The sequence below is a fragment of the Ochrobactrum sp. A-1 genome, from assembly GCF_022488005.1.
Classification (GTDB): domain Bacteria; phylum Pseudomonadota; class Alphaproteobacteria; order Rhizobiales; family Rhizobiaceae; genus Brucella.
The window spans coordinates 1,140,573-1,161,951 of the sequence record NZ_JAKVQC010000007.1; the positions used below are offsets into that span (position 1 = coordinate 1,140,573).

The window sequence follows — 21,379 nt, forward strand, 5'->3', positions numbered from 1 at the left end:
GTAAATCAGATTGGCATGCGGCTGATTTCGAGATAGGCCTGCACGATCTTGTCACGGATCGCGATGGCCGTCTGGAGCGACTGTTCGGCTTCCATGACGGAGCTGACCACATCGCGCACCGGCGCATCGCCCTTGATGCCCTGAATGGAGGTTGCCTCCGCCGCCTGCAGCTTTTGCCCGACGGAATCCGTCATCTGCGACAGGACTTCGCCGAACGAGGCACCGGGAGCGGCCGGAACAGCCTGCGGCGTGGAAGCGGAACCCACACCCGTTTCGGCAACGGTTTCCGACAGGCGCGACAGGGCATTGCGCGCCGAAATGCTCATGATCGAGTCGTACATTATGTGCTCCTCAGGAGATCGATCGTCATGGAGATCAGCTCACGGGCTTGTCTCACGACCTGCAAATTGGCTTCATAAGAACGGTTGGCTTCACGCATGTCCGCCATTTCGACGACCATGTTGACGTTTGGATAGCGGACATAGCCGCGCTCATCCGCTGCGGGATGGCTCGGCTCGTATTGTTCGATAAAGGCCGATGTGTCCTTGCCGACTTCGGCAATGCGGACTTCGGCTGCACCAGTGCCCTGTTCCAGCTCGGTACGGAAGGAAACCGTCTTGCGGCGATAGGGATCGGCGTCGGCAGTCTTGGCGGTCGACTGCGCATTGGCGATATTCTCGGAAACGATGCGCAGACGCGTCGATTGGGCCGAAAGGCCCGACGCTGCGATCTTCAATGTGCTTTGCAAAGCATCGGAAGACATAATTACCCCTTCGCGACCGAAAGCATCATGCGATGGAACGCCTTGACGATGCTTGTGTTGAGCGAATATTCGCGGGCTATTTCACCGGCTTTCATCATTTCCTGTTCGACATCGACCGTATTGCCGGAATGGGTCTGCTCGGTGATGTCATCCGGGCGCAGGCGCGCACCGGCGATCCCGTCTGCCTCGGCTTCCAGATGCAGGGAGCTGGTGGCAGCCATGGTGAGCTGCGTCTTGTCCAGCACATCCGCGAAGGGCTGCACGTCCCGCGCCCGAAAATCCGGCGTGTTCGCGTTGGCGACATTGCCCGCAACGGTGGCCTGTCGAACCGACAACCACTGCGCCTGCCTTGCAGCCAGATCGAAAAGATGAATGGAGCTCATTGAGTATCCCGCCTTTATAGTTCGTTAACTTAAAGGCCGGAACTTGCGTCAAGCTTGCGCAGAATAAGGGAGTAGTGGAATAGGGGGTAAGGGAATATGTTTTCTAAGAACGATATGTCGTTGCGTGAGAAAGAGCGCTGATTGCGCGGGGCAAATATACTCCCCTATTCCCTTACTGCCCTACTCCCCTATTTCCGCATCTCAATCACATCGCCCGACGATGTCGTGAGCTGCCATGTGCCCGCACCACGACCGATCGAAACAAGGTGACTGCCATCCGGCAGCAGCGAGCCTTTTTCGACAAACCAGTAGCCCGACGTATCCTCGATCATCGCCATGCCGCCGACAACTTCGCGCAGCGCGAAAACCGGCTTTGGGAAGGCCTGCCCTTCCCCGCTTCCGTCGCCGCCATTGCCCATTCCGGTTCCCGGAAGTCCCTTGCCGTTCGACATGACCGAGCCTGTCATCGTGTTGTCCACGTCAGCATTCGGCGCGACCTGTTCGGACGGGCGGAAGGACGGGAAACGGCGCACGGTTTTCTGTTCCGAGCGGTCCAGCGGATCGATGATCTTGCGTTCGGCCTTCTCGGGCGAGCCCAGATCGACACGCTGAAGATAGGTGACGAAAGGCAGCATCGCGCTTCCGGCGGCGAGCGTGATGGCCGCGATCTTCAGGTAGCGATCCACCTTGTTATGCGGCTTCTTCATGCCTTCCTGCCGTGCGGCGGCTTCGACCTCCGCCGTCAGATCTGCAAGGAGTTTCTCTTCCTTTGTCTTGCGAAAGCCCGTCATCATGCGTGTTGCGCCTGTCTGTCGCCGCGCAGTGCCGCGGCAAGGTCGTTATAGGGATCATCCGATAGGCCGGTTTCCGGCGATTGCTGCAAGGCGTCGTAAATGCGCGGCACGAGATCGACCGCCTGATCCAGAAGGCCGTCATGGCCTTTCTGGTACGCCCCGATGGCACGCAGGTCGCGAGTTTCCTCGAAACGGGCAACCATACCCCGCAATTGGCTGACCAGCTTGCGCTGTTCCGGTGTCCAGTTGTGCTTTGCCAGACGCGAAACCGAGCCGGGAATATCGACTGCCGGAAAGCGCCCTTGCGCCGCAATTGCGCGATCAAGCACGATGTGGCCGTCCAGCGTACCGCGGATCGTGTCGGAAACCGGATCATTGTGATCGTCGCCATCGACCAGCACCGAATAGATGCCGGTGATGCTGCCACCCGCTTCCGTGATACCGGGACCGGCCCGCTCCAGAAGGCGGGGTAACTGGCTGAAGACGCTCGGCGGATAACCGCGTGAAACCGGCGGTTCCTCGGCGGCAATCGCCACTTCGCGCGCCGCATGGGCAAAGCGCGTGACGGAATCGACGATCAGCAGGACATTCTGGCCAAGATCACGGAAATATTCGGCGATTGCCGTCGCAGTATTGGGTGCGAGGCGGCGCATCATCGGGCTTTCATCGCCCGTCGCCACCACGGTTATGGTCTTGTCGAGATGGCCGGCCATTGTCTCTTCCAGCATCTCGCGCACTTCACGTCCACGCTCGCCGGTCAGCGCCAGCACCACCGTGTCGAAATCCGCCGCACGCGTCATCATGGCAAGCAGCGTCGACTTGCCGACACCAGAGCCTGCAAAGATGCCGATACGCTGGCCAAAGCAAAGCGGCGTGAAAATATCGATGACATTGACGCCGGTGCGCAAGCCCTTGTCGACACGCCCACGACGCAGGGCTGCGGGCGCCAGGTTCTCGGATGCCATCGGCCGGGTGCCGGGTTGCAACACGCCCTTTCCGTCAACCGCATCGCCAAGCGCATTGATGACACGCCCGCGCCATTCCGGTGCCGGGCGGATGCTGAGCAGCCCTTCCTCGAAAACCGCAGCGCCAAGCGAGGGAATGATGCGGTCATCGAAGGGCTTCACCAGCACCTGTGTGTCAGCCACCCGGATGATTTCGGCAAGGCTCTGGCCGCCTTGCGCATGGATCGCCACCGCATCGCCCAAACGCGCATCACGCGAAAGCCCGCGCACGGCAATGGCCGAGCGCGACACGTCGCTCACCGTTCCGCCGATACCGGTCAGCGGTTTTGGCGCCACCGATTGCTGACGGGCAAAAGCGGCCAGACGAGAGAGCGGCAGATCAGGCGTCATCCGTTTCTGGAGCCCAAGGTCTTGATGGCTTCAGAGACAGTGCTTTCCTGCTGCGACAGCAGATTATTGACCTGTTCGAAGGCGCGGCTGACGCTGATAAGGCGGGTCATCTCCGTCATGGCATCGACATTCGAACCCTCGATCATGCCTTGCACGACGCCCACACTGTTGTCATCGACCACCGGCTGGGCAGGCTTGTTCGGGATCACACCGGACGTACCGGCATAGGTCAGGTCGGCATCGGCGGGAATCGTGAAGAGGCCGATGGAGCCGACCTGCGCACCGTTCTGATAGATCGCACCGTCGCTCGAAATCTTCGGCGCACCACCACCTGGATTGAGCACGATGGGCGCACCGCCGACATCGAGAACCGGATGGCCGGTAATAGAAACGAGATCGCCCGTCGGCAGCATGTTCATGCGCCCGTCGCGGGTGTAGATCTGTCCCTGCGGTGTCGTGACCGACATCCAGACATCGCCCTTGACCGCAACGTCCAGCGGATTGTCGGTCTTGATCATCGGGCCTGCTTCGGTACGGATGAAGCTCTTGCCCGCAGTGGCAAAACTGACATCGTCACTGGCCTTGTTCGAAACGATGGTGTCGAACTTGGTGCCTTCTCCACGGAAACCGACGGTTGAGACATTGGCGACATTATGGGCAATCGCGTCCATCCGCCGTTCCAGCGTGATGAGCGACGAAAGCCCGACATAGATCGAATTGCTTTGCATCGCCTAACGCCCGCCCGGCTTGAAATTCTGCAAGGTGCTCAGGATATCCATCGAAATGCCGACGGAAGACGTTCCGCCCAGAAGCAGGGACGCAATCGACGCCGGGCTGCTCGCCGTTGGATTGTTCATCTCATACATGGCGGTGAAGCGCGAAATGAGCTTCGAGACATATTCGGGATCGGACATCTTGGTGAAGTCGATCTTGTCCTCGATCATCTTCGCCTGCTTGTCGATATCGGCATTGGATATGCTGGATGGCCAGCCGAAGGTCGTCTGGATCATCGACACTAGCGCCTTGTCGCCAAGGATTTCATAGGCATTGGTGATGGTCGGCGCCTTGCGTGCAAAATAAAGTGCCAGCCGCACGCCTTCATTCTGGCTTCCGGCTTCCGTTTCCAGCGTCTGACGAAGATATTTGTCCACGACACCTTGCTGCGCCGCAGTGCTCTCAGTCGCTTCCGCGCCCTTGCCTGCGAAATCGAAGACGGTCGCAAATTCCTTATAGCGCTTGTCGGTCAGCTTGTTCGCCATGGCATCGTCGCTCGTGACGCCCTCGGTCAATATCTTGCGGACGAACGCCTTGGCGAAGGCCATGTCTTCCAGACCAAACGCCTTCATCGCGTAATTATAAAGACGGCTATCGGCCATGAAATCATCAATGGACTTCACCTTGCCGATATTCTCCTTGTAGTAGGCGGTTTCCCGCTCCACCAATGGTTCCTTCGCAACACGCTGCAACGACCGCGTCATATCCGCCGCGATCAGGCGATAACTCGTCATCGTATCGACCATGCGCATGACCCCCTTCCGGTATTTCAATCCTTTATGAAAGACCAAGCTTGTCCGAAGCTGATTTTATCTGCGCGCTACAGACAAGGTTCGCGCAAGCCGCGGTGCTTAGGTTCCAGACAAACAGAATGTACGCGGGAGTCTCGAGCATTGGGCATTATTGTCGGTCTTGTCATCACACTGGGCTGTATGCTGGGCGGCTTTATCGCCATGGGCGGACATGTCAGCGTGCTCATCCAGCCCTGGGAATTCGTCATCATTCTGGGTGCCGCACTCGGGACCTTCTTCATTGCCAACCCTTTCTCGCTCGTGAAAGACACGGGCCGCGCCTGCATGGAAGCATTCAGCAACGCGGTCCCGAAGCAGCGTGACTATCTCGATGTTCTGGGCGTGCTCTACAGCCTGATGCGCGAGCTGCGCGCCAAATCGCGCAACGAAGTGGAAGTCCACATCGACAATCCGAAGGAATCGTCGATCTTTCAGGCCTATCCGAGCGTATTGAAGAAAGAGGACCTCACCAATTTCATCTGCGATTATTGCCGTCTCATCATCGTCGGCAATGTGCGCTCACATGAAATCGAGGCGCTGATGGACGAGGAAATCCACACCATCGCCCGTGACAAGCTCAAGCCCTACCACGCAATGGTCAGCATTTCCGAAGCCCTGCCCGCACTTGGCATCGTTGCCGCCGTGCTGGGCGTCATCAAGGCCATGGGCGCACTCGACCAGTCGCCGGAAGTGTTGGGCCATCTGATCGGCGCCGCCCTTGTCGGCACCTTTGCCGGTATCTTCTTCTCTTATGGCGTTGTCGGCCCGATCGCAGCCAAGATCAAATCGACCCGCGAAAAGAACAATCGCCTCTACATCGTCGTGAAGCAGACGCTTCTCGCCTATATGAACGGCTCCCTGCCGCAGATCGCCGTGGAATATGGCCGCAAGACCATCTCCGCCTATGATCGTCCGACCATCGATGTGGTCGAACAGGAAACCATGGCGAGCGCGCCGACCCAGCAGGCAGCGTAAGATGACAACCCCTGAAACTGCCACATTGGGGCAAAACCGCAAAAATGATGTTCTGGCCGAGAACCTGCTGCGGGCAGCGGGCCTTTCGGGCGACGACCTGAAATCGCTTGCCCATGTATTCAAGGATGCCTCAACGCATTTCTGTGACCGGCTGAAACATGGCTGCGCTGCCGCATTCGACGTCGAGGCAGGTCAGGTGGAAAGCACCGACGATGCTGCCTTTGCCGATATTCTCGACAAGGCGGCGATCATCGCACCTCTGAAGGCCGAGCGTTGGGGCAGCACACTTTATCTCACCGCCGATGCGACGCTCGTTTTCTCAGTGATCGAAGCCATGTATGGCGCCCAAGGTAATATGGGCAATGTCGGCTCTGTCGATGAGGACCGGCCTTTCGGCATGCTGGAACAAAAGATTTCCGCTCTTCTTGCCGGTCATCTCGCCGGTTCGCTTGATCAGGTTTTTGCCGGAAGCGGACAGGCGAGCGGACAGGCGCTTTTTGCCGCCGGTGAATGCACCGACACAGCCGAATTCGACCGTGAGAATTTCGAGCGCTCGCGCCTTTTCGCCTGCCGCATCGATGTTACTGCCGCGGGTAAAACCGGCCAGGTGCACCTGCTTCTGCCCCGCAGCACGCACAAGCCGATGCAGGATGCCGTGGCAGCCTTTTTGCGCCGCCCGATGAACCAGACCGATCCGAGCTGGGCGAAGAAGATGCGGCAGGAAGTCAGCCGTGCGCGCATCGAACTCGAAGCTTTCATCCAACAGGGATCGATGACGCTGGACGCATTGTCGATGCTGGAAATCGGTCAGGTTCTCAAACTGCCCACCGACGCCATGGAACAGGTACGCCTGCGCGCCGGCGATCAGCAGCTTTTCAAGTGCACGCTCGGAAAATCGGGCATTCATTTCACAGTCAAGGTCGGCGACCCGGTCAATCAGGAAGAGGATTTCATCGATGAGCTTGTTGCTGGCTAACGTGCTTTCCACATTGATGGCTCTTGCCTCGCTTGCCGCGCTCATCGTGGTTGGCCGCAAGGCCAACGAGACGATCAAGCTTGGCAAGGTGCTGGCGCTGCGCATTGCAGCTGCCTCCAACGGTTTGGAGCGCGCCGTCAACGCGATCCAGAGCGAACGCACCGATCTTGGCACTGCTTTGGCGGACGAAAACAACAAGCTTGAAGCCCGTCTTGCCGAAACGCAGCGCGTGCGCCGAGAAATGGACGAGGCTATCGAAGAACTGAACAGGCTGCGCAAGGCGCTGACCCGCGATATCCGCCATGCGCGCAACGTCGCCGACAGCACGCCACGAGCACAAGAAAAAATCGCGACCGCCACCGAACAATCGCTCCCGAAGGAAAAGAACGCGCTACCCGTTTTCGTGCGTCGCGCGGTTCGTAAAGCTACCGTCGAACTTGCGGGGCAGGCATGAGCGCTGACAACAAGGACAAGAACATGCAGCAGGAACTGGACGAAGCCATTGAGGAACTGCGCGAAGAAAAGCCGCGCAGCACACAGAAGGGCCCATCCAAGCCAAATCTCGAACTCATCATGGGCATTCCCGTGGATGTTCAAGTTGTTCTTGGCGGCACGACCATGCCGGTTGCCAATCTGATGAAGCTCGGTCGCGGTGCGGTCATCACGCTCGACAAGCAGATCGGTGATCCGGTCGATATCGTGGTCAATGGCCGCGTCATCGCCCGTGGCGAAGTGATCGTCCTTGAAGATGATTCCTCGCGTTTCGGTGTCAGCCTCACCGAAATCATCGGCAAGTAACGGACGTGACCATGGCCGACCATGAACAGCAAGCCCTCGCGGAAGATATTGAAGGTACCGCTACCGGCCTCGTCGATACGCTGACCGGCCCGCAAAAGGCGGCGGCGATCCTCGTTGCAATCGGACGGCCTGCCGCCGCACGTCTCCTGAAGCATTTCAATGCCGAGGACCTGCGCAAGCTTGCCGGTCATGCCCGCACGCTGGAACCGATTTCGCCGCTTGATTTCGAACAGCTCGTCAAGCAGTTCGAGGATTCCTTTGCCGAAGGCGCGCCGGTTTCAGAAGCCGCCCAACGCTTTGAAGGCCTGTTGCGGGAGGCTCTGCCGCAGGAAGAAGTCGATGCAGTTCTGGAAGACCGCGTCCAGCCACAGCTCGTTCAGGAATCGGTCTGGGTGCAGCTTGGACGCCTGCCGGTGGAAAGCCTGCAGGCCTATCTGACGGACCAGCATCCGCAGATCATCGCCTATATCGTGTCGAAGCTGCCTTCCGATCTTGCGGCCCGGCTGTTCGTCGTCCTGCCGCCGCAACTGCGCAATGCCGTCGTGCAGCGCTCGCTCCATATCGGCAATGTGGCGCCAGCGGCTGCGGAACTTCTCGAAGACGTGCTGCGGCGCGATCTTCTTGGCCGCAGCGATTCCGGACCGGTCAAGGCTCATCACGGCCAGATCGCCAACATCTTCAACCAGCTCGACAGAAGCGAGATGGAAGAACTCATGGCGAGCCTTGAAGATCTCAACCGCGACGATCTCAACCGCATCAAGGCCAAGCTCTTCACCTTTGAAGACATCGAGCGCCTGTCGCAACGCGCGCGCCTGCTGCTCTTCGATGAAGTGCAGACGGAACAGATCGCCACCGCGTTGCGCGGAGCCGATGCAAGACTTCAGGAACTTGTTCTCTCGTCGCTCTCGACCCGTGGCCGCCGCATGGTGGAAACCGAGCTTGGCGCCGAGCAGGGCAACATAACCGCGCAGAACATTGCCGATGCGCGCCGCACGATAGCCCGTATCGCCATCGATCTTTCCGAGCGCGGTATCATCACCCTCGACGCAAGCGAAGCTTCGTCCTGATTTCGTGTGACCCATGGCAGATGATGCTGACAAGGAAAGCAAAACAGAAGAAGCCACCGAGCAGAAGATCCGCGACGCCTTGGAAAAGGGCAACATGCCCTTCTCCCGCGAAACGCCGATCCTCGCCGGTATCGCTTCCTTTCTGATTATCGCAGTCTTTGTCGCGGGACCTGCCACCACGAAGCTGGCTGTCTTCCTGCGCGAGCTGATCGACCGTCCCGAAGACTGGCTCCTCAACAGCGCGGAAGATGCAAGCCGTCTGTTCGGTGTGCTGGCGCTGGCTGTCGGCGCAGCGCTGGTGCCGGTTTTCATCATCATCCCGCTTGCCGGTATTGCGGCCTCCGCATTCCAGAATGCGCCGCGCTTCGTTGGCGAACGCATCCGCCCGCAGGCATCGCGCATATCCCCGCTCAAGGGCTGGCAGCGGATTTTCGGGCGCGCCGGTCAGGTCGAGTTTCTCAAATCTCTGGCAAAGTTTCTGGCCGCGAGTGTCATCGTCTTTATCGTTTTCTTCAACGGCAACAGCCTGTTTACCGATGCCGTCGCTTCCGACCCGAGAGCCTTGCCGGAATTTCTGCGCGAGAACATGGTGCGTCTGCTCGTCGCCAATGTGCTGGCCATTACCGCAATTGCGGCATTCGATCTTGCGTGGTCACGCATTCACTGGCGGCAGGAACTGCGCATGACGCGACAGGAGGTAAAGGACGAGCTGAAGCAGTCGGAAGGTGACCCGCTGGTCAAATCGCGCCTGCGTTCGCTTGGCCGCGACCGCGCCCGCCGCCGCATGATCAACACTGTTCCGACGGCAACGCTGATCGTCGCAAATCCGACTCATTTTTCCGTAGCACTGCGTTACAAGCCCGATCAGGACGCGGCCCCGATTGTCGTTGCAAAGGGACAGGATCTCATCGCATTGAAGATCAGAGAAATAGCAGCACAGCACTCCATCCCGATATTCGAGGACGTTCCGCTAGCCCGCGCGCTCTATAAACAGGTCAATGTCGACCAGATGATCGCACCCGAATTCTACAAGGCGGTGGCCGAGCTTATCCGGGTCATCAATACGCGGCATGCGATACATTGATAGATGGCCATGATATTTATATATTTCAGAACAGTGACAGCCTGTTCCCCCAGATCGGTGGTGAAACTATGAAGAGCCTGCAATTCTCGAACGAACGCGAGGCGATCATTGCCCAGAACCTGCGCGAGGTCGCAACCGATCTTCGCCTGGTCGATCCGGCGGATTACATTGCCTTCATACGCTGCGAGCTTTTCGCCAATATCGCCGATATCGTCAGTTCGGCCACCGAGCTTTACTTCTTCCCCGGCACGCTGGAACTTGGCCATGGCGGCGAATATCATTGTGACTGGCAATCACTACCTGCCATCGTGCTCGACATGGAGTTCCGCAATCAGGGTGTCTATGCCTATTTCCGCCTGACGCTGACCGACAAGACGGCTGGTGTGGAGCTGAACCATATCGCCTTCGAGGATGCCGACGAAGACCCGGCGAAGAATACGGCCAGGCTCGCCAACGCATTTGACGCCGCGCGCCTGCCGCTGAGAAAACGGGCCTGAAGCATTTTCCGCCAAACCGCGAAGCGGTTTGCCGAAAAATAAACAGTCGATCACCAGATGCCCGAAGCATCCGGTGTCGTTGTCATTTGCATGTTGCAGTTGGCATTAAACCAGATGGTTCACTTCAGGCATTTCGATGATGCCGAGCGACAGCGCCGTCGCCACCGCTGAAGTACGATTGGAGCAATTGAGCTTGATCTTCGCATTCTGGAGATAGGTCACGACGGTCCAGCGCGCGATGCTCAGGATTTCCGCAATCTCTCCATCTGTCTTGCCATTCGCCGCCCAGCGCAGGCAATCGACTTCACGCGGCGTCAGTAGGCTGGCCACCGTCCCGACATCCTTGCAGCCGCACAGGGCTGAATGAATGATCCCGGACAAGCTCAACAGGCGCGGACGCAGCTTGGCCACGAACTGTTCGCGATCCTCATCGGGGCTGATCTCGAAGCTGAACAGGGAGCAGCCGACAGCACCTTTCTGGCTGCGGGCAGAAACCGCTATGAAAATATTGCCAAGGCCATGCTTCTCGGCGTCCTGCAACATTTCCGCAATAGCCGGACATTCACTGGCATCCGCCTGAAGGTCGCGAACAATACCGCTGGCATCGTTTTGAAAATAAGGCGCATCTTCCTGAAAGATTGGATCGACGACGAAATAGTTCTTCGTGGAATAGCGCGCAGCCCAATTAGTCGGCACAGTCATCACAACCGTGAGGTCGGAGGAGTTCGTTTTCGCGCAATCGCCCATACGTCCGCGATAGGTGTGCATGATATGGCGGCAACCGATCTCATCGCGAATTCGCGTCAGGAGAGCCAGTGTGTCGCTTTGGAAGGCCGTTCCAAAGAAGGTCTTTTTAAAATTCGGAAAATGAATGAGATCGAGTGTCATTTCTATAATATCCTTGGTACTCAAGCCCGAGGGGTACTCGTTACTGTATTTGGAATATCAGCGAATCGTAGCCCTAGAGCTTTTCAATCATTTATAAGTGACATAAAAAATGGGGTCTCTGACAACCCGCAATTAATGGATTGCAAACCATTACACACAAGAACGGTGCAAAAATTAAGGCTCTCTTGGGAAATTTATAAGTCAAACAGCGAAATAAACTTCGCTAAGCCGATTCACAAAAATCAACTGTTCTCTTTCTGAACACTTCGCTGATTTCGACCATAAGCGCGATAGAAAAAATCTATCGCGAGTTCAACATTCTTGCGAATCGTTTCCGCCGATGGGGGCTCGGACAATGCGCCAAACAGACGGGGCCTATACAAGCCGGACAAGAACAGATCAGAAAGCTGATAGGCCATCTTTTCAGGATCGAAAGGCTCCAGCTCCCCCCGCTCGATCATCTCCTTGAGATAATCGGCCATAAGAACGAGGCTGCGCTTCGGCCCGCGCTCGTAGAAACGGGCTGCAAGCTCCGGCTTGCGCTCGCTGACGCCCAGAACGATGCGCTGTGCCCGCACTGCCGTCGATGAGGTTATCAGCGTCACCAATGCAATGCCGAAATCGGTCAGCTCCTGACGTGAATTGAAACCCTTGTCGAGTTTTTCGATGAGTTCACGAAACATTGTATCGCGATAATGTTCGCAAAGAGCTACAAACAGGTCTTCCTTGCTGTTGAAGTAGACGTAGATCGTGCCCTTTGAGACACCAGCCTCGCGCGTGATGTCGTTCATGCTGGCTGCATCGAACCCCATACGCAGGAACACATCCTGAGCGCCTTCAAGGATTTGGCGGCGTTTCGCAGGATCCTGACCGGCGCCGAGCCGTGTGCGACCGCATTCCGTTTCGGAACCGGACGATTTGCCCTCACCGGGTCGGCTGACGCTTTTCTCATCATGCCGGTTGCGGTCATGCATCATCGTATCGGTTGTTCCTTGGGCGTTGCGATCGGGTTTCATTTCACAAGACTCTTAACTTTTTTCGAACCAAGCGGTTCGATATCCTCTTGATATGCGCATCTTATTGATTTATGTCAACATCGAACCGAGCGGTTCAATCCGAAGGATGTGCAGAAAGTTTCCCCTATGTCCGCCCCGAAGTCCGTTGATAAGGCCGATATTCATCCGTTCCCGAACGCCAAGAACTTCGCCTCGGCAACCCAGCCGGCGACGAATGAGGCGCCTTTGAACGAGAGATCGCAGCCCCATACCGTACCGAACCCACAGGAAGCCGCGCCCGCGGAAACTGGCGTAACCGCCAAGGGCGGCAAGAAGAAGGGCTTCGGCAAGCGTGTCCTGTTTCCCGGCATTCTGGCGGTCGCGGTCGCCGGTGGCCTCTGGTTCGCCTATGACTGGTGGACGGTCGGACGTTTCATGGTTTCGACCGACGACGCTTATGTTCAGGGCGACATCGCGTCCATCGCACCGAAGGTTACCGGTTACATCGAGAATATCCCGGTGGTTGCCAACCAGCAGGTCAAGGCTGGCGACGTGATCTTCCAGCTCGATGCGGGCGACTACAAGATCGCACTCGATGAAGCAGAAGCCAAACTGGCGACCCAGAAGCAGACCCTCATTCGCATCAAGGCGGAAACCGATGCGGCACAGGCCGTGCTCCAGCAGGCAAATGCCGACAAGCAGGCCGCAACCGCAGTTCTGACCAATGCACAGAACACGATTGCACGCGTACAGAAGCTGCATGAAACACGGTTTGTCGCGCAGGCCGAACTCGACACCGCCCAGTCCTCGCTGGACCAGGCCCGCGCCAAGGTCGCCGGTGGCGATGCGCAGATCGCTTCCGCCAAGGCCAATATCGAAGTGCTCAACGCCCAGTATAGCGAAGCCGAAAGCACGATGAAATCGCTGGAACTTGCCCGTGACAAAGCCGCACGCGATCTGTCCTTCACGACGCTGCGCGCGCCGTTTGACGGTGTGATCGGCAATCTCGCAGGCAAGAAAGGTGATCTTGTTTCGCCCGGCCAGAAGATCGCCGCACTTGTTCCGGTCAATGAGCTTTATATCGATGCGAACTTCAAGGAAACGCAGCTCGCAAAGATCAAGACCGGCGAAACCGCGCATATCTATGTCGATGCAATCGACGGCACCAAGTTCGACGGCAAGGTCGCGTCCATCGCTCCGGCCTCGGGCGCAGTGTTCTCGCTGTTGCCGCCGGAAAATGCGACTGGCAACTTCACCAAGATCGTGCAGCGCGTTCCTGTTCGCATCATGATCCCGAAGGAAGCGCTGGAATCCGGCAAGATCCGCGCGGGCCTAAGTGTCGTGGTCGATATCGATACGCGCACTGCGCCTGACGAGAAGGCCAACTGACCGAACCTGCGGGTTGATTTGAAATAACAGATGGCGGCGCGGCGAAACGGGTTTCGCGCCGCCTTTCTCTTCCATTCCGGAGTGCGCCGTCATGGCCGCAGATACGACAATGGGGTCCATGACCCCGGCAGATGACCGCATTGACCCGAAGAAGGCCGTTGCCTTTCTGGCCATGGTGTTCGGCATGTTCATGGCGATCCTGGACATCCAGATCGTCTCGGCATCGCTGGCCGAAATCCAGGCGGGTCTAAGCGCCAGTTCTGACGAGATCTCATGGGTTCAGACGTCCTACCTGATCGCGGAAGTCATCATGATTCCGCTCTCGGGCTTCCTTGGGCGACTGTTGTCGACGCGCGTGCTCTTCACGATTTCAGCTGCGGGTTTCACCCTCGCCAGCATGCTCTGTGCAACGGCGACGAACATCGAGCAGATGATCGTCTACCGCGCCATTCAGGGTTTTATCGGCGGTGGCATGATCCCCAGTGTGTTCGCGGCTGCCTTCACTATTTTCCCGCCATCCAAGCGCTCGATCGTCTCGCCGATGATCGGTCTGGTCGCAACGCTCGCGCCCACAATCGGCCCGACGGTCGGTGGCTATCTCAGTCACGCCTTCTCCTGGCACTGGCTGTTTCTGGTCAATGTCGGCCCCGGCATTCTCGTCACCATCGCCGCATGGAACCTGATCGACTTCGACGAGGGCGACAGTTCGCTTCTCAGCAAGTTCGACTGGTGGGGTCTCATCGGCATGGCCGCATTTCTCGGCTCGATGGAATATGTTCTGGAAGAAGGTCCGCGCAACGACTGGCTGCAGGATGACGCGATCTTCTTCCTTTCCATCGTCATGACCGTCGGCGGCATCGTCTTTTTCTACCGAGCGTTTACGGCGGAGCAGCCCATCGTGGACTTGCGCGCTTTCAAGAATGTCAATTTCGCGTTCGGCTCGCTGTTCTCCTTCGTGATGGGCGTCGGCCTCTACGGCCTTACCTATCTCTATCCGCTCTATCTGAGCAGCGTTCGCGGTTATGACGCCCTCATGATCGGCGAAGCGCTCTTTGTCAGCGGTCTTGCCATGTTCTTCACCGCGCCGGTTGCCGGTTTCCTGTCCAACAGGATGGACCCGCGCCTCATGATGATGATCGGCTTCCTCGGCTTTGCGGCAGGCACCTGGATGGTGACTGGCCTTACCGCAGACTGGGATTTCTACGAACTGCTGCTGCCGCAAATCCTGCGTGGCTGTTCGCTGATGCTCTGCATGGTGCCGATCAACAATCTCGCGCTCGGCACGCTTCCGCCTTCTCTGTTGAAAAACGCATCCGGCCTATTCAACCTGACCCGTAATCTGGGCGGCGCTGTCGGTCTTGCCGTTATCAACACGATCCTGACCCGCCGTGGCGACATGCATTACGAGCGTTTGGCCGAGCATGTTCGCTGGGGCAATGCCGAAGCTGACAAGATGGTCGCCAATCTGACGGCGAAGTACAACGCTGCTGGTATGGATGGCGCGACAATCGCCATTTCGAAACTTTCCGGCATGGTGCGCCAGCAGGCGACCCTGCTGTCCTTCATCGACGTGTTCTTCATTCTCACGATGATGTTTTGCTCGCTTGCCGTCTGCGCCATCATGCTGCGCAAACCGAAGCAGGTCGCCGGTGGCGATGGGGGGCATTAAGCTCCCCATCCTCCAGCTTCATACGAAACCCGTGAAGGTTCACTCGTCTTTCGAAAATTTTCGTTTATCCTCAATATCCGGCATTGATGCCGCGCTGGGACAAACCCTTGTCGCGTAGGGAAAAGCCTCTCGCAGAATTATGACAGTGGTGAATTTCCTGTCACATTTCCTGTCATAAAAATGCTGTTCCCGCAAACGGATGAATTGCTAAGTCCCTGAAAACGTGTTTCACTTTCCAGCGCTGACAGTTTGTGACAAGCCACAAACTGTCATCCAACCGTCATCTAGGGCGGGTATCGGGAATGCGCGAGCACCGGAATCGACCGGGGGCGTTCGCCGGACCTTAAACAGGGGAGTCAAACAATGCTTGCTTACACAGCGCGTCTGCTGTCGCTTTCGACGGCAATCGCCGTTGCCGGGGTTTCCATCGCCGCTGCCGAACCGTCAGCCGAACTGATCGCAGCAGCCAAGGCAGAAGGCGAACTGACCACCATCGCACTCCCGCATGACTGGTGCGGCTATGGCGAAATCATCCAGAGCTTCAAGGACAAGTATGGCCTCAAGGTCAACGAACTGAACCCGGACGCCGGTTCGGGCGATGAAGTCGAAGCCATCAAGGCCAACAAGGACAACAAGGGGCCGCAGGCTCCTGACGTCATCGACGTCGGCTTTGCGTTCGGCGCTTCGGCCAAGAAAGATGGCCTCATCCAGCCTTACAAGGTCGCAACCTGGGACGAAATTCCGGACAGCGCCAAGGATGCCGAAGGCTACTGGTACGGCGATTATTACGGTGTTCTCGCATTCGAAGTGAACAAGGACATCGTCAAGGACGCCCCTCAGGACTGGGAAGACCTCCTCAAGAGCGACTACGCCAACTCCGTTGCGCTTGCAGGTGACCCGCGCGTTTCCGCACAGGCTATCCTCGGCGTTCATGCCGCCGGTATCGCCCGCGGCGCAGAGCCGGGTGAAGCTGCCGGCAAGAAGGGCCTTGAATTCTACAAGGAACTGAATGCCAACGGCAATTTCGTTCCGGTCATCGGCAAGGCCGCCTCGCTGGCACAGGGCTCGACCCCGATCGTCATCCGCTGGGACTACAACGCGCTCGCCGACCGCGACACGCTCAAGGGCAATCCGGAAGTCGAAACCATCATTCCGAAGTCCGGCGTTATCGCTGGTGTCTATGTTCAGGCAATCAGCGCCTACGCACCGCATCCAAATGCTGCGAAGCTGTGGATGGAACATATCTATTCGGATGAAGGCCAGCTCGGCTATCTGAAGGGCTACTGCCACCCGATCCGCTTCAATGCAATGGCGAAGGCTGGCAAGATCCCGCAGGAACTGCTCGACAAACTGCCACCGGCAGAAGCCTATGAAAAGGCTATCTTCCCGACCCTGGAACAGATCGAGGCCGCACAGACCACGATCACCAAGGAATGGGACAGTGTCGTGGGCGCAAACGTACAGTAAGCGCGCCTGTCGCATCGAACACATATCGCGTCGGCCTTACACGGTCGGCGCGATACCAAAGCGGCTTTCATCTGTGTCGCCGGTCCTCTTTTCCAAACAGCGCCACGCTCTTTGGCAAACAGGATGCGCAGTTCGAAAGATGCGCGTAAAAACAAATGGATAGAGCATTTTCAATGATTCAATCAAAACAGGAAATGCTCTAGTTATCTCCGGCAGGGGCGAATGGCAGCCTGCTGATCGCAAAAATAAAAACAAAAAGTCGGAACGGGTCTGTCAGTTCCGTTCTGGCGGGAACCGGTCTAAAGAAAGAACGCATGAGTTCAATAGCCGAAACATCATCCCCCAGCGGAGTGCGCAAGCGCCAGCTTCCGTTGTCATGGCTTGGCGTGACACCATTTTTCATCTTCGCCATTTTGTTTCTGATCTGGCCGACGATGTATCTCATCATCGGTGCATTTCAGGACCCGGCCGGAAACTTCACGCTTCAGAACATCCACGATCTGTTCCAGCCGCAAATCATGAGCGCCTACTGGATATCGATCAAGGTCAGCCTCGCATCGGCCATAGGCGGCGCGATCATCGGCTTCTTTCTGGCCTGGGCGGTGGTTCTCGGCAACCTGCCATCATGGCTGCGTCCGACGGTATTGACCTTTTCCGGTGTGGCGTCGAACTTTGCGGGTGTACCGCTTGCTTTCGCCTTTCTGGCGACACTGGGACGAACCGGCTTTGTGACGATCCTTCTCAGGGAGTGGTTCGGTTTCAATCTTTATTCGACAGGTTTCAACCTGCTCTCCTTCTTCGGCCTGACGCTGACCTATCTGTTCTTCCAGATACCGCTGATGGTGCTAATCCTGACGCCCGCGCTCGACGGCCTGAAGAAGGAATGGCGCGAGGCGTCCTCGATCCTCGGCGCAACCAATGCACAATATTGGCGCATGGTGGCTTTTCCGATCCTGTGGCCAAGCCTGCTCGGCACGACGCTTCTGCTGTTCGCCAATGCCTTCGGGGCGATTGCAACGGCCTACGCATTGACGGGCTCCTCGCTCAACATCGTGCCTATCCTGCTCTATGCCCAGATCCGCGGCGACGTTCTGCATAACCAGAACCTCGGCTACGCACTGGCACTTGGCATGATTGTCATTACGGGTGTTTCCAACCTCATCTATATCTGGCTGCGCATTCGCGCCGAGAGGTGGCAACGATGAAAAAGAAAGGCATAAACCTCCAGAAGATCGGTGCCTGGATCGCCTTCCTGATTGGCGCCATCTACTTCCTCGTGCCCCTGATCGGCACATTCGAATTCTCGCTGCGCATGCGGCGCGGCGAATATTCCTTCGATGCCTATCGGGTCGTGTTCTCCGATCCGAATTTTCAGGCAACCTTCGGCTATTCGATCCTGCTTGGCCTGCTGACCATCGTTTTCGGTGTGCTGCTGGTTGTACCAACCGCCTATTGGGTGCGCCTGCGCCTGCCGCAGTTGCGCCCGGTGATGGAGTTCATCACGCTGATGCCGCTGGTTATTCCGGCCATCGTCATCGTATTCGGTTATCTGCGCATCTATAATTCGTCGTCGTGGCTGCCATTTACAGCATCGACGCGGGCAACGGACGTGCTTTTGATGTTCGGCTATATGACGCTGTCGCTGCCCTATATGTACCGCGCTGTTGATACGGCGATGCGCACCATCGACGTCAATACGCTGACGGAAGCCGCACAAAGCCTCGGCGCGGGCTGGGGCCGTATCATGTTCAAGGTGATCTTCCCGAACGTGATTTCCGGCGTGATGAGCGGTGCCTTCATAACATTCGCCATCGTCATCGGCGAATTCACGCTGGCCTCGCTTCTGAACCGTCCGGCCTTTGGTCCTTACCTGCAGTTGGTTGGTGCAAACCGCGCCTACGAACCGTCAGCGCTGGCAATCATTTCGTTCGGCATAACGTGGCTCAGCATCATCATGCTGCAGCTCGTCTCGCGCCTCAATAAATTCAAGACAACCGCCGGGTAACATTCATGGCTTTTCTCAATATCAAAAACCTGAAAAAGAGCTTCGGCGCCAATACCGTCGTCCACGATTTCAACCTCGCAGTGGAAAAGGGCGAGTTCGTCTCCTTTCTCGGTCCATCGGGCTGCGGAAAGACAACTGTTCTCCGCATGATCGCCGGTTTCGAGATGCCCGACAGCGGTGCCATCGAAATCAATGGCAAGGATGTGGTCGACCTGAAGCCCAACCAGCGCAATATCGGCATGGTGTTTCAGGCCTATGCGCTGTTTCCCAATATGACGGTGGCGCAGAACGTGTCATTCGGCCTGCGCGTTGCCGGAAAGCCGAAGGCGGAAATCGACGCCACCGTAAAGGAAATGCTCGGCCTTATCCGCCTCGATCATCTGGCGGACCGTTATCCCTATCAGATGTCGGGCGGCCAGCAGCAGCGCGTGGCACTGGCCCGCGCGCTTGCAACCAAGCCGCAGGTTCTTCTGCTCGACGAGCCGCTATCGGCGCTGGATGCGAAAATCCGCATATCCTTGCGCGAAGAAATCCGCGCCATCCAGCAGAAGCTTGGCATTACGACGGTCTTCGTCACCCACGATCAGGAGGAAGCGCTGTCGATCTCCGACCGCATCGTGGTCATGCATGAAGGTCGCGCCGACCAGATCGGCTCGCCCTTCGACATCTATAACCGCCCGGCCTCGCGCTTCGTGGCATCCTTCGTCGGCACGCTCAACATGCTGGAAGCCTCGGTCAGCGAACCCGGCAAGAACAGCATCGATCTCGACGGCCGCACCATCACCGTGCAGGAAAAGCTCGACCATCATCCGAAGGGAAAGCCGCTGACGCTCGCCTTGCGCCCGGAAGCTGTCAGCCTCGAAGCTCGCAAGAGCCACGATACCTCACTGGATGCGACCATTGAGGACGTGCACTTCCTCGGCTCCGTCATCCGCACGCGTGTGGCGCTTGGCAAGAACCGCCTGTCGTTTGACACGTTCAACGACCCGACCCAGCCTCCACCGCAGCGCGGCGACAAGGTGACGGTGCATTTCGCCTCGCATGACCTGCTCGTGCTGGCGGATTAAAATAAAAAAGCCGCCCGATGGGCGGCTTTTTCAATTACAGCGAATTTTATTCGCCCCAGGGACAGTGGAAATCACCATCCTTGTCGATACGCTTGAAGCCGTGCGAACCGAAGAAATCGCGCTGGCCCTGAATGAGATTGGCCGTGCCGAGCGGCTGCGTGAAGCTGTCGAAATAGCTGAGCGCCGAGCCCAGTGCAGGCAGAGGCAGGCCAGCGAGCGCCGCCTTGGCGACGATCTGGCGAAGGCCCTTGGAAGCCTTGCTCATGCGGTCGACAAACGCAGGTGCGAGCAGCAGGTTGCGGCTTTCGCTGTCTTCGAAGGCATGGGCGATATCGTCCAGAAGCTGCGAACGAATGATGCAGCCTGCGCGCCAGATGCGCGCCGTTTCGGCAAGCGGAATGTTCCAGCCATGCTCCTGCGAGGCGGCTTCCATCACCGCGAAGCCTTGGGCATAGGCGGCGATCTTGCCAGCCAGCAGGCCATGCTCCAGATCGGAGAGGAATTTCGCCTGATCGGAAATGTCGAGGCTGCGCGAACCCGGTTTATAGGCTTTCGCGGCAAGCTCACGCGTGGCCTTCAGCGAGGAAAGCGAACGGGCGGCAACAGCGGCTTCGATTGCCGTTGCCGGAACACCGAGCATCTGCGCTTCAATGGCTGCCCAGCGGCCCGTGCCCTTCTGACCAGCTTCGTCGAGAATTACATCGACCATTGCCTTGCCGGTTTCCGGGTCGGTCGCCTTCAGCACCTTGGCCGTGATTTCGATCAGATAGGAGTTGAGCGGACCTTCGTTCCACTTCTCGAACACATCGCCGATGGCTGGAGCGGAAAGTCCGAGACCGTCGCGCAGGATGCCGTAGATTTCGGCGATCATCTGCATGTCGGCATATTCGATGCCATTGTGGATCGTCTTGACGAAATGACCCGCACCATCCGGACCGACCAGTGCACAGCAAGGCTCGTCCTTGTACTTGGCGGCAGCGGCAAGCAGGATCGGCGCGATGCGCTCATAGGCTTCCTCAGTGCCGCCGACCATCATCGACGGGCCGTGGCGTGCGCCTTCCGCACCGCCGGAAACGCCCATGCCGACAAAGGTTGGGTCGTTGGAGCCAAGCGCCTTCAGACGGCGCACCGTATCGCGGTAATCGGAATTACCGGCATCGATCATGATATCGCCCTTCTCAAGATAGGCCTTGAGGCGGGTGGTCTCTGTATCGACGGGGCTGCCTGCCTTGATGAGGAAGATAATTGGACGCGGCTTGCGGATATTGGCGGCCAGATCCTCGAAAGTGGGGCAAGGGATGATCTTGTCGCGCAGCGGGCCAGCCTTTTCAACGAAGGCTTTCAGCACGGGCTCATCACGGTCATAGACGGCTACCGTGTAGCCTTTCTCGGCTATGTTCAGCGCCAGGTTGGAGCCCATGACGCCAAGGCCGACCATTCCGATATCTGCTTTTTCCATTTTGTGCCCTTCGCAAATGCAACCGACCGGCCGTCGTCTAGACACATGCAGAACATCGAACGCCGACAAGCCGAACCGATAAGAATAGGCTGCAAGCCGGATTTCGGCAGCAGCGCATGTCAATCTGTATCCTATTGTGGGATGATCTAGGGCATATGACGCAAAGTTGATAGACCTCCCTTG

The 21,379-nt window shown here is 57.8% G+C and carries 23 protein-coding genes; 13 read left to right on the forward strand and 10 right to left on the reverse strand.

Going from position 1 to position 21,379, the window contains the following annotated elements:
- Window positions 1-5 precede the first annotated feature (5 nt).
- The 7 genes from MKS82_RS23540 to MKS82_RS23570 form a co-directional block, all read right to left on the reverse strand.
- A complete protein-coding gene (locus MKS82_RS23540; protein ID WP_109988830.1) occupies window positions 6-341 on the reverse strand; it encodes a flagellar hook-basal body complex protein FliE in 336 nt (111 codons plus the stop codon).
- Entirely contained in the window at window positions 341-763 is a 423-nt protein-coding gene (flgC, locus tag MKS82_RS23545) for a flagellar basal body rod protein FlgC (RefSeq protein ID WP_109988831.1), read from the reverse strand. The genes MKS82_RS23540 and flgC overlap by 1 nt, the downstream gene beginning before the upstream one ends.
- A 2-nt stretch (window positions 764-765) precedes the next feature.
- Window positions 766-1,146, reverse strand: coding sequence for a flagellar basal body rod protein FlgB (gene flgB, locus MKS82_RS23550; protein WP_109988832.1), 381 nt, complete (start codon window positions 1,144-1,146; stop codon window positions 766-768).
- Window positions 1,147-1,334: 188 nt separating this feature from the next.
- Window positions 1,335-1,940: a hypothetical protein gene (locus MKS82_RS23555; RefSeq protein ID WP_109988833.1), complete on the reverse strand. Its 606-nt coding sequence runs from the start codon at window positions 1,938-1,940 to the stop codon at window positions 1,335-1,337.
- Window positions 1,937-3,295 carry a flagellar protein export ATPase FliI gene (gene fliI, locus MKS82_RS23560; protein WP_109988834.1) on the reverse strand — a complete coding sequence of 453 codons (1,359 nt, stop codon included), beginning with the start codon at window positions 3,293-3,295 and terminating at the stop codon, window positions 1,937-1,939. Before fliI ends, MKS82_RS23555 begins: the two co-directional genes overlap by 4 nt.
- Complete coding sequence (gene flgF / locus MKS82_RS23565) at window positions 3,292-4,023, reverse strand: flagellar basal-body rod protein FlgF (protein WP_109988835.1); 732 nt, start codon at window positions 4,021-4,023, stop codon at window positions 3,292-3,294. The genes fliI and flgF overlap by 4 nt, the downstream gene beginning before the upstream one ends.
- Window positions 4,024-4,026: 3 nt before the next feature.
- Window positions 4,027-4,815, reverse strand: coding sequence for a DUF1217 domain-containing protein (locus MKS82_RS23570; protein WP_109988885.1), 789 nt, complete (start codon window positions 4,813-4,815; stop codon window positions 4,027-4,029).
- Window positions 4,816-4,962: 147 nt separating this feature from the next.
- Between MKS82_RS23570 and motA the strand changes: the two genes are divergently transcribed.
- The 7 genes from motA to MKS82_RS23605 all read left to right on the forward strand — a co-directional run bounded on the left by motA (window position 4,963) and on the right by MKS82_RS23605 (window position 10,257).
- Window positions 4,963-5,835 (forward strand): flagellar motor stator protein MotA, encoded by an 873-nt coding sequence (gene motA, locus MKS82_RS23575; RefSeq protein WP_061347648.1) that lies wholly within the window; start codon window positions 4,963-4,965, stop codon window positions 5,833-5,835.
- A gap of 1 nt (window position 5,836) precedes the next feature.
- Window positions 5,837-6,811 (forward strand): FliM/FliN family flagellar motor switch protein, encoded by a 975-nt coding sequence (locus tag MKS82_RS23580; RefSeq protein WP_109988836.1) that lies wholly within the window; start codon window positions 5,837-5,839, stop codon window positions 6,809-6,811.
- Window positions 6,792-7,265, forward strand: a complete 474-nt coding sequence (locus MKS82_RS23585) for a BAB2_0123 family type IV secretion system effector (RefSeq protein WP_109988837.1) — start codon at window positions 6,792-6,794, stop codon at window positions 7,263-7,265. The genes MKS82_RS23580 and MKS82_RS23585 overlap by 20 nt, the downstream gene beginning before the upstream one ends.
- Window positions 7,262-7,609, forward strand: coding sequence for a flagellar motor switch protein FliN (fliN, locus tag MKS82_RS23590; RefSeq protein WP_061347645.1), 348 nt, complete (start codon window positions 7,262-7,264; stop codon window positions 7,607-7,609). The genes MKS82_RS23585 and fliN overlap by 4 nt, the downstream gene beginning before the upstream one ends.
- A gap of 11 nt (window positions 7,610-7,620) precedes the next feature.
- The gene (locus MKS82_RS23595) at window positions 7,621-8,676 is read left to right on the forward strand and encodes a flagellar motor switch protein FliG (RefSeq protein WP_109988838.1); all 1,056 of its coding nucleotides are present in this window, start codon (window positions 7,621-7,623) and stop codon (window positions 8,674-8,676) included.
- Window positions 8,677-8,689: 13 nt separating this feature from the next.
- Window positions 8,690-9,760, forward strand: a complete 1,071-nt coding sequence (gene flhB / locus MKS82_RS23600; protein ID WP_109988839.1) for a flagellar biosynthesis protein FlhB — start codon at window positions 8,690-8,692, stop codon at window positions 9,758-9,760.
- Between the two features lie 68 nt (window positions 9,761-9,828).
- Window positions 9,829-10,257: a hypothetical protein gene (locus tag MKS82_RS23605; protein ID WP_109988886.1), complete on the forward strand. Its 429-nt coding sequence runs from the start codon at window positions 9,829-9,831 to the stop codon at window positions 10,255-10,257.
- A 105-nt stretch (window positions 10,258-10,362) separates the two neighbouring features.
- Here MKS82_RS23605 and MKS82_RS23610 read toward each other — a convergent pair whose 3' ends face one another.
- Window positions 10,363-11,145 (reverse strand): helix-turn-helix transcriptional regulator, encoded by a 783-nt coding sequence (locus MKS82_RS23610; protein ID WP_109988840.1) that lies wholly within the window; start codon window positions 11,143-11,145, stop codon window positions 10,363-10,365.
- 242 nt (window positions 11,146-11,387) lie between these two features.
- Window positions 11,388-12,161: a TetR/AcrR family transcriptional regulator gene (locus MKS82_RS23615; protein WP_109988841.1), complete on the reverse strand. Its 774-nt coding sequence runs from the start codon at window positions 12,159-12,161 to the stop codon at window positions 11,388-11,390.
- A gap of 126 nt (window positions 12,162-12,287) precedes the next feature.
- On the opposite strand from MKS82_RS23615, the gene MKS82_RS23620 reads away from it, so the two are divergent.
- The 6 genes from MKS82_RS23620 to MKS82_RS23645 all read left to right on the forward strand — a co-directional run bounded on the left by MKS82_RS23620 (window position 12,288) and on the right by MKS82_RS23645 (window position 19,737).
- A complete protein-coding gene (locus tag MKS82_RS23620; RefSeq protein ID WP_109988842.1) occupies window positions 12,288-13,529 on the forward strand; it encodes an HlyD family secretion protein in 1,242 nt (413 codons plus the stop codon).
- A gap of 91 nt (window positions 13,530-13,620) precedes the next feature.
- Window positions 13,621-15,198 carry a DHA2 family efflux MFS transporter permease subunit gene (locus tag MKS82_RS23625; protein ID WP_240579364.1) on the forward strand — a complete coding sequence of 526 codons (1,578 nt, stop codon included), beginning with the start codon at window positions 13,621-13,623 and terminating at the stop codon, window positions 15,196-15,198.
- 363 nt (window positions 15,199-15,561) lie between these two features.
- Complete coding sequence (locus MKS82_RS23630; RefSeq protein WP_061347638.1) at window positions 15,562-16,665, forward strand: ABC transporter substrate-binding protein; 1,104 nt, start codon at window positions 15,562-15,564, stop codon at window positions 16,663-16,665.
- A gap of 314 nt (window positions 16,666-16,979) precedes the next feature.
- A complete protein-coding gene (locus MKS82_RS23635; protein ID WP_109988844.1) occupies window positions 16,980-17,870 on the forward strand; it encodes an ABC transporter permease in 891 nt (296 codons plus the stop codon).
- Entirely contained in the window at window positions 17,867-18,670 is an 804-nt protein-coding gene (locus tag MKS82_RS23640; protein WP_109988845.1) for an ABC transporter permease, read from the forward strand. The genes MKS82_RS23635 and MKS82_RS23640 overlap by 4 nt, the downstream gene beginning before the upstream one ends.
- Window positions 18,671-18,675: 5 nt before the next feature.
- On the forward strand, window positions 18,676-19,737 hold the full coding sequence (locus tag MKS82_RS23645; RefSeq protein ID WP_061347636.1) for an ABC transporter ATP-binding protein: 1,062 nt from the start codon (window positions 18,676-18,678) through the stop codon (window positions 19,735-19,737).
- Between the two features lie 46 nt (window positions 19,738-19,783).
- Here the strand turns inward: MKS82_RS23645 and gndA are convergent, their stop codons facing one another.
- Complete coding sequence (gene gndA, locus MKS82_RS23650) at window positions 19,784-21,196, reverse strand: NADP-dependent phosphogluconate dehydrogenase (RefSeq protein ID WP_109988887.1); 1,413 nt, start codon at window positions 21,194-21,196, stop codon at window positions 19,784-19,786.
- Between the last annotated feature and the right edge of the window lie 183 nt (window positions 21,197-21,379).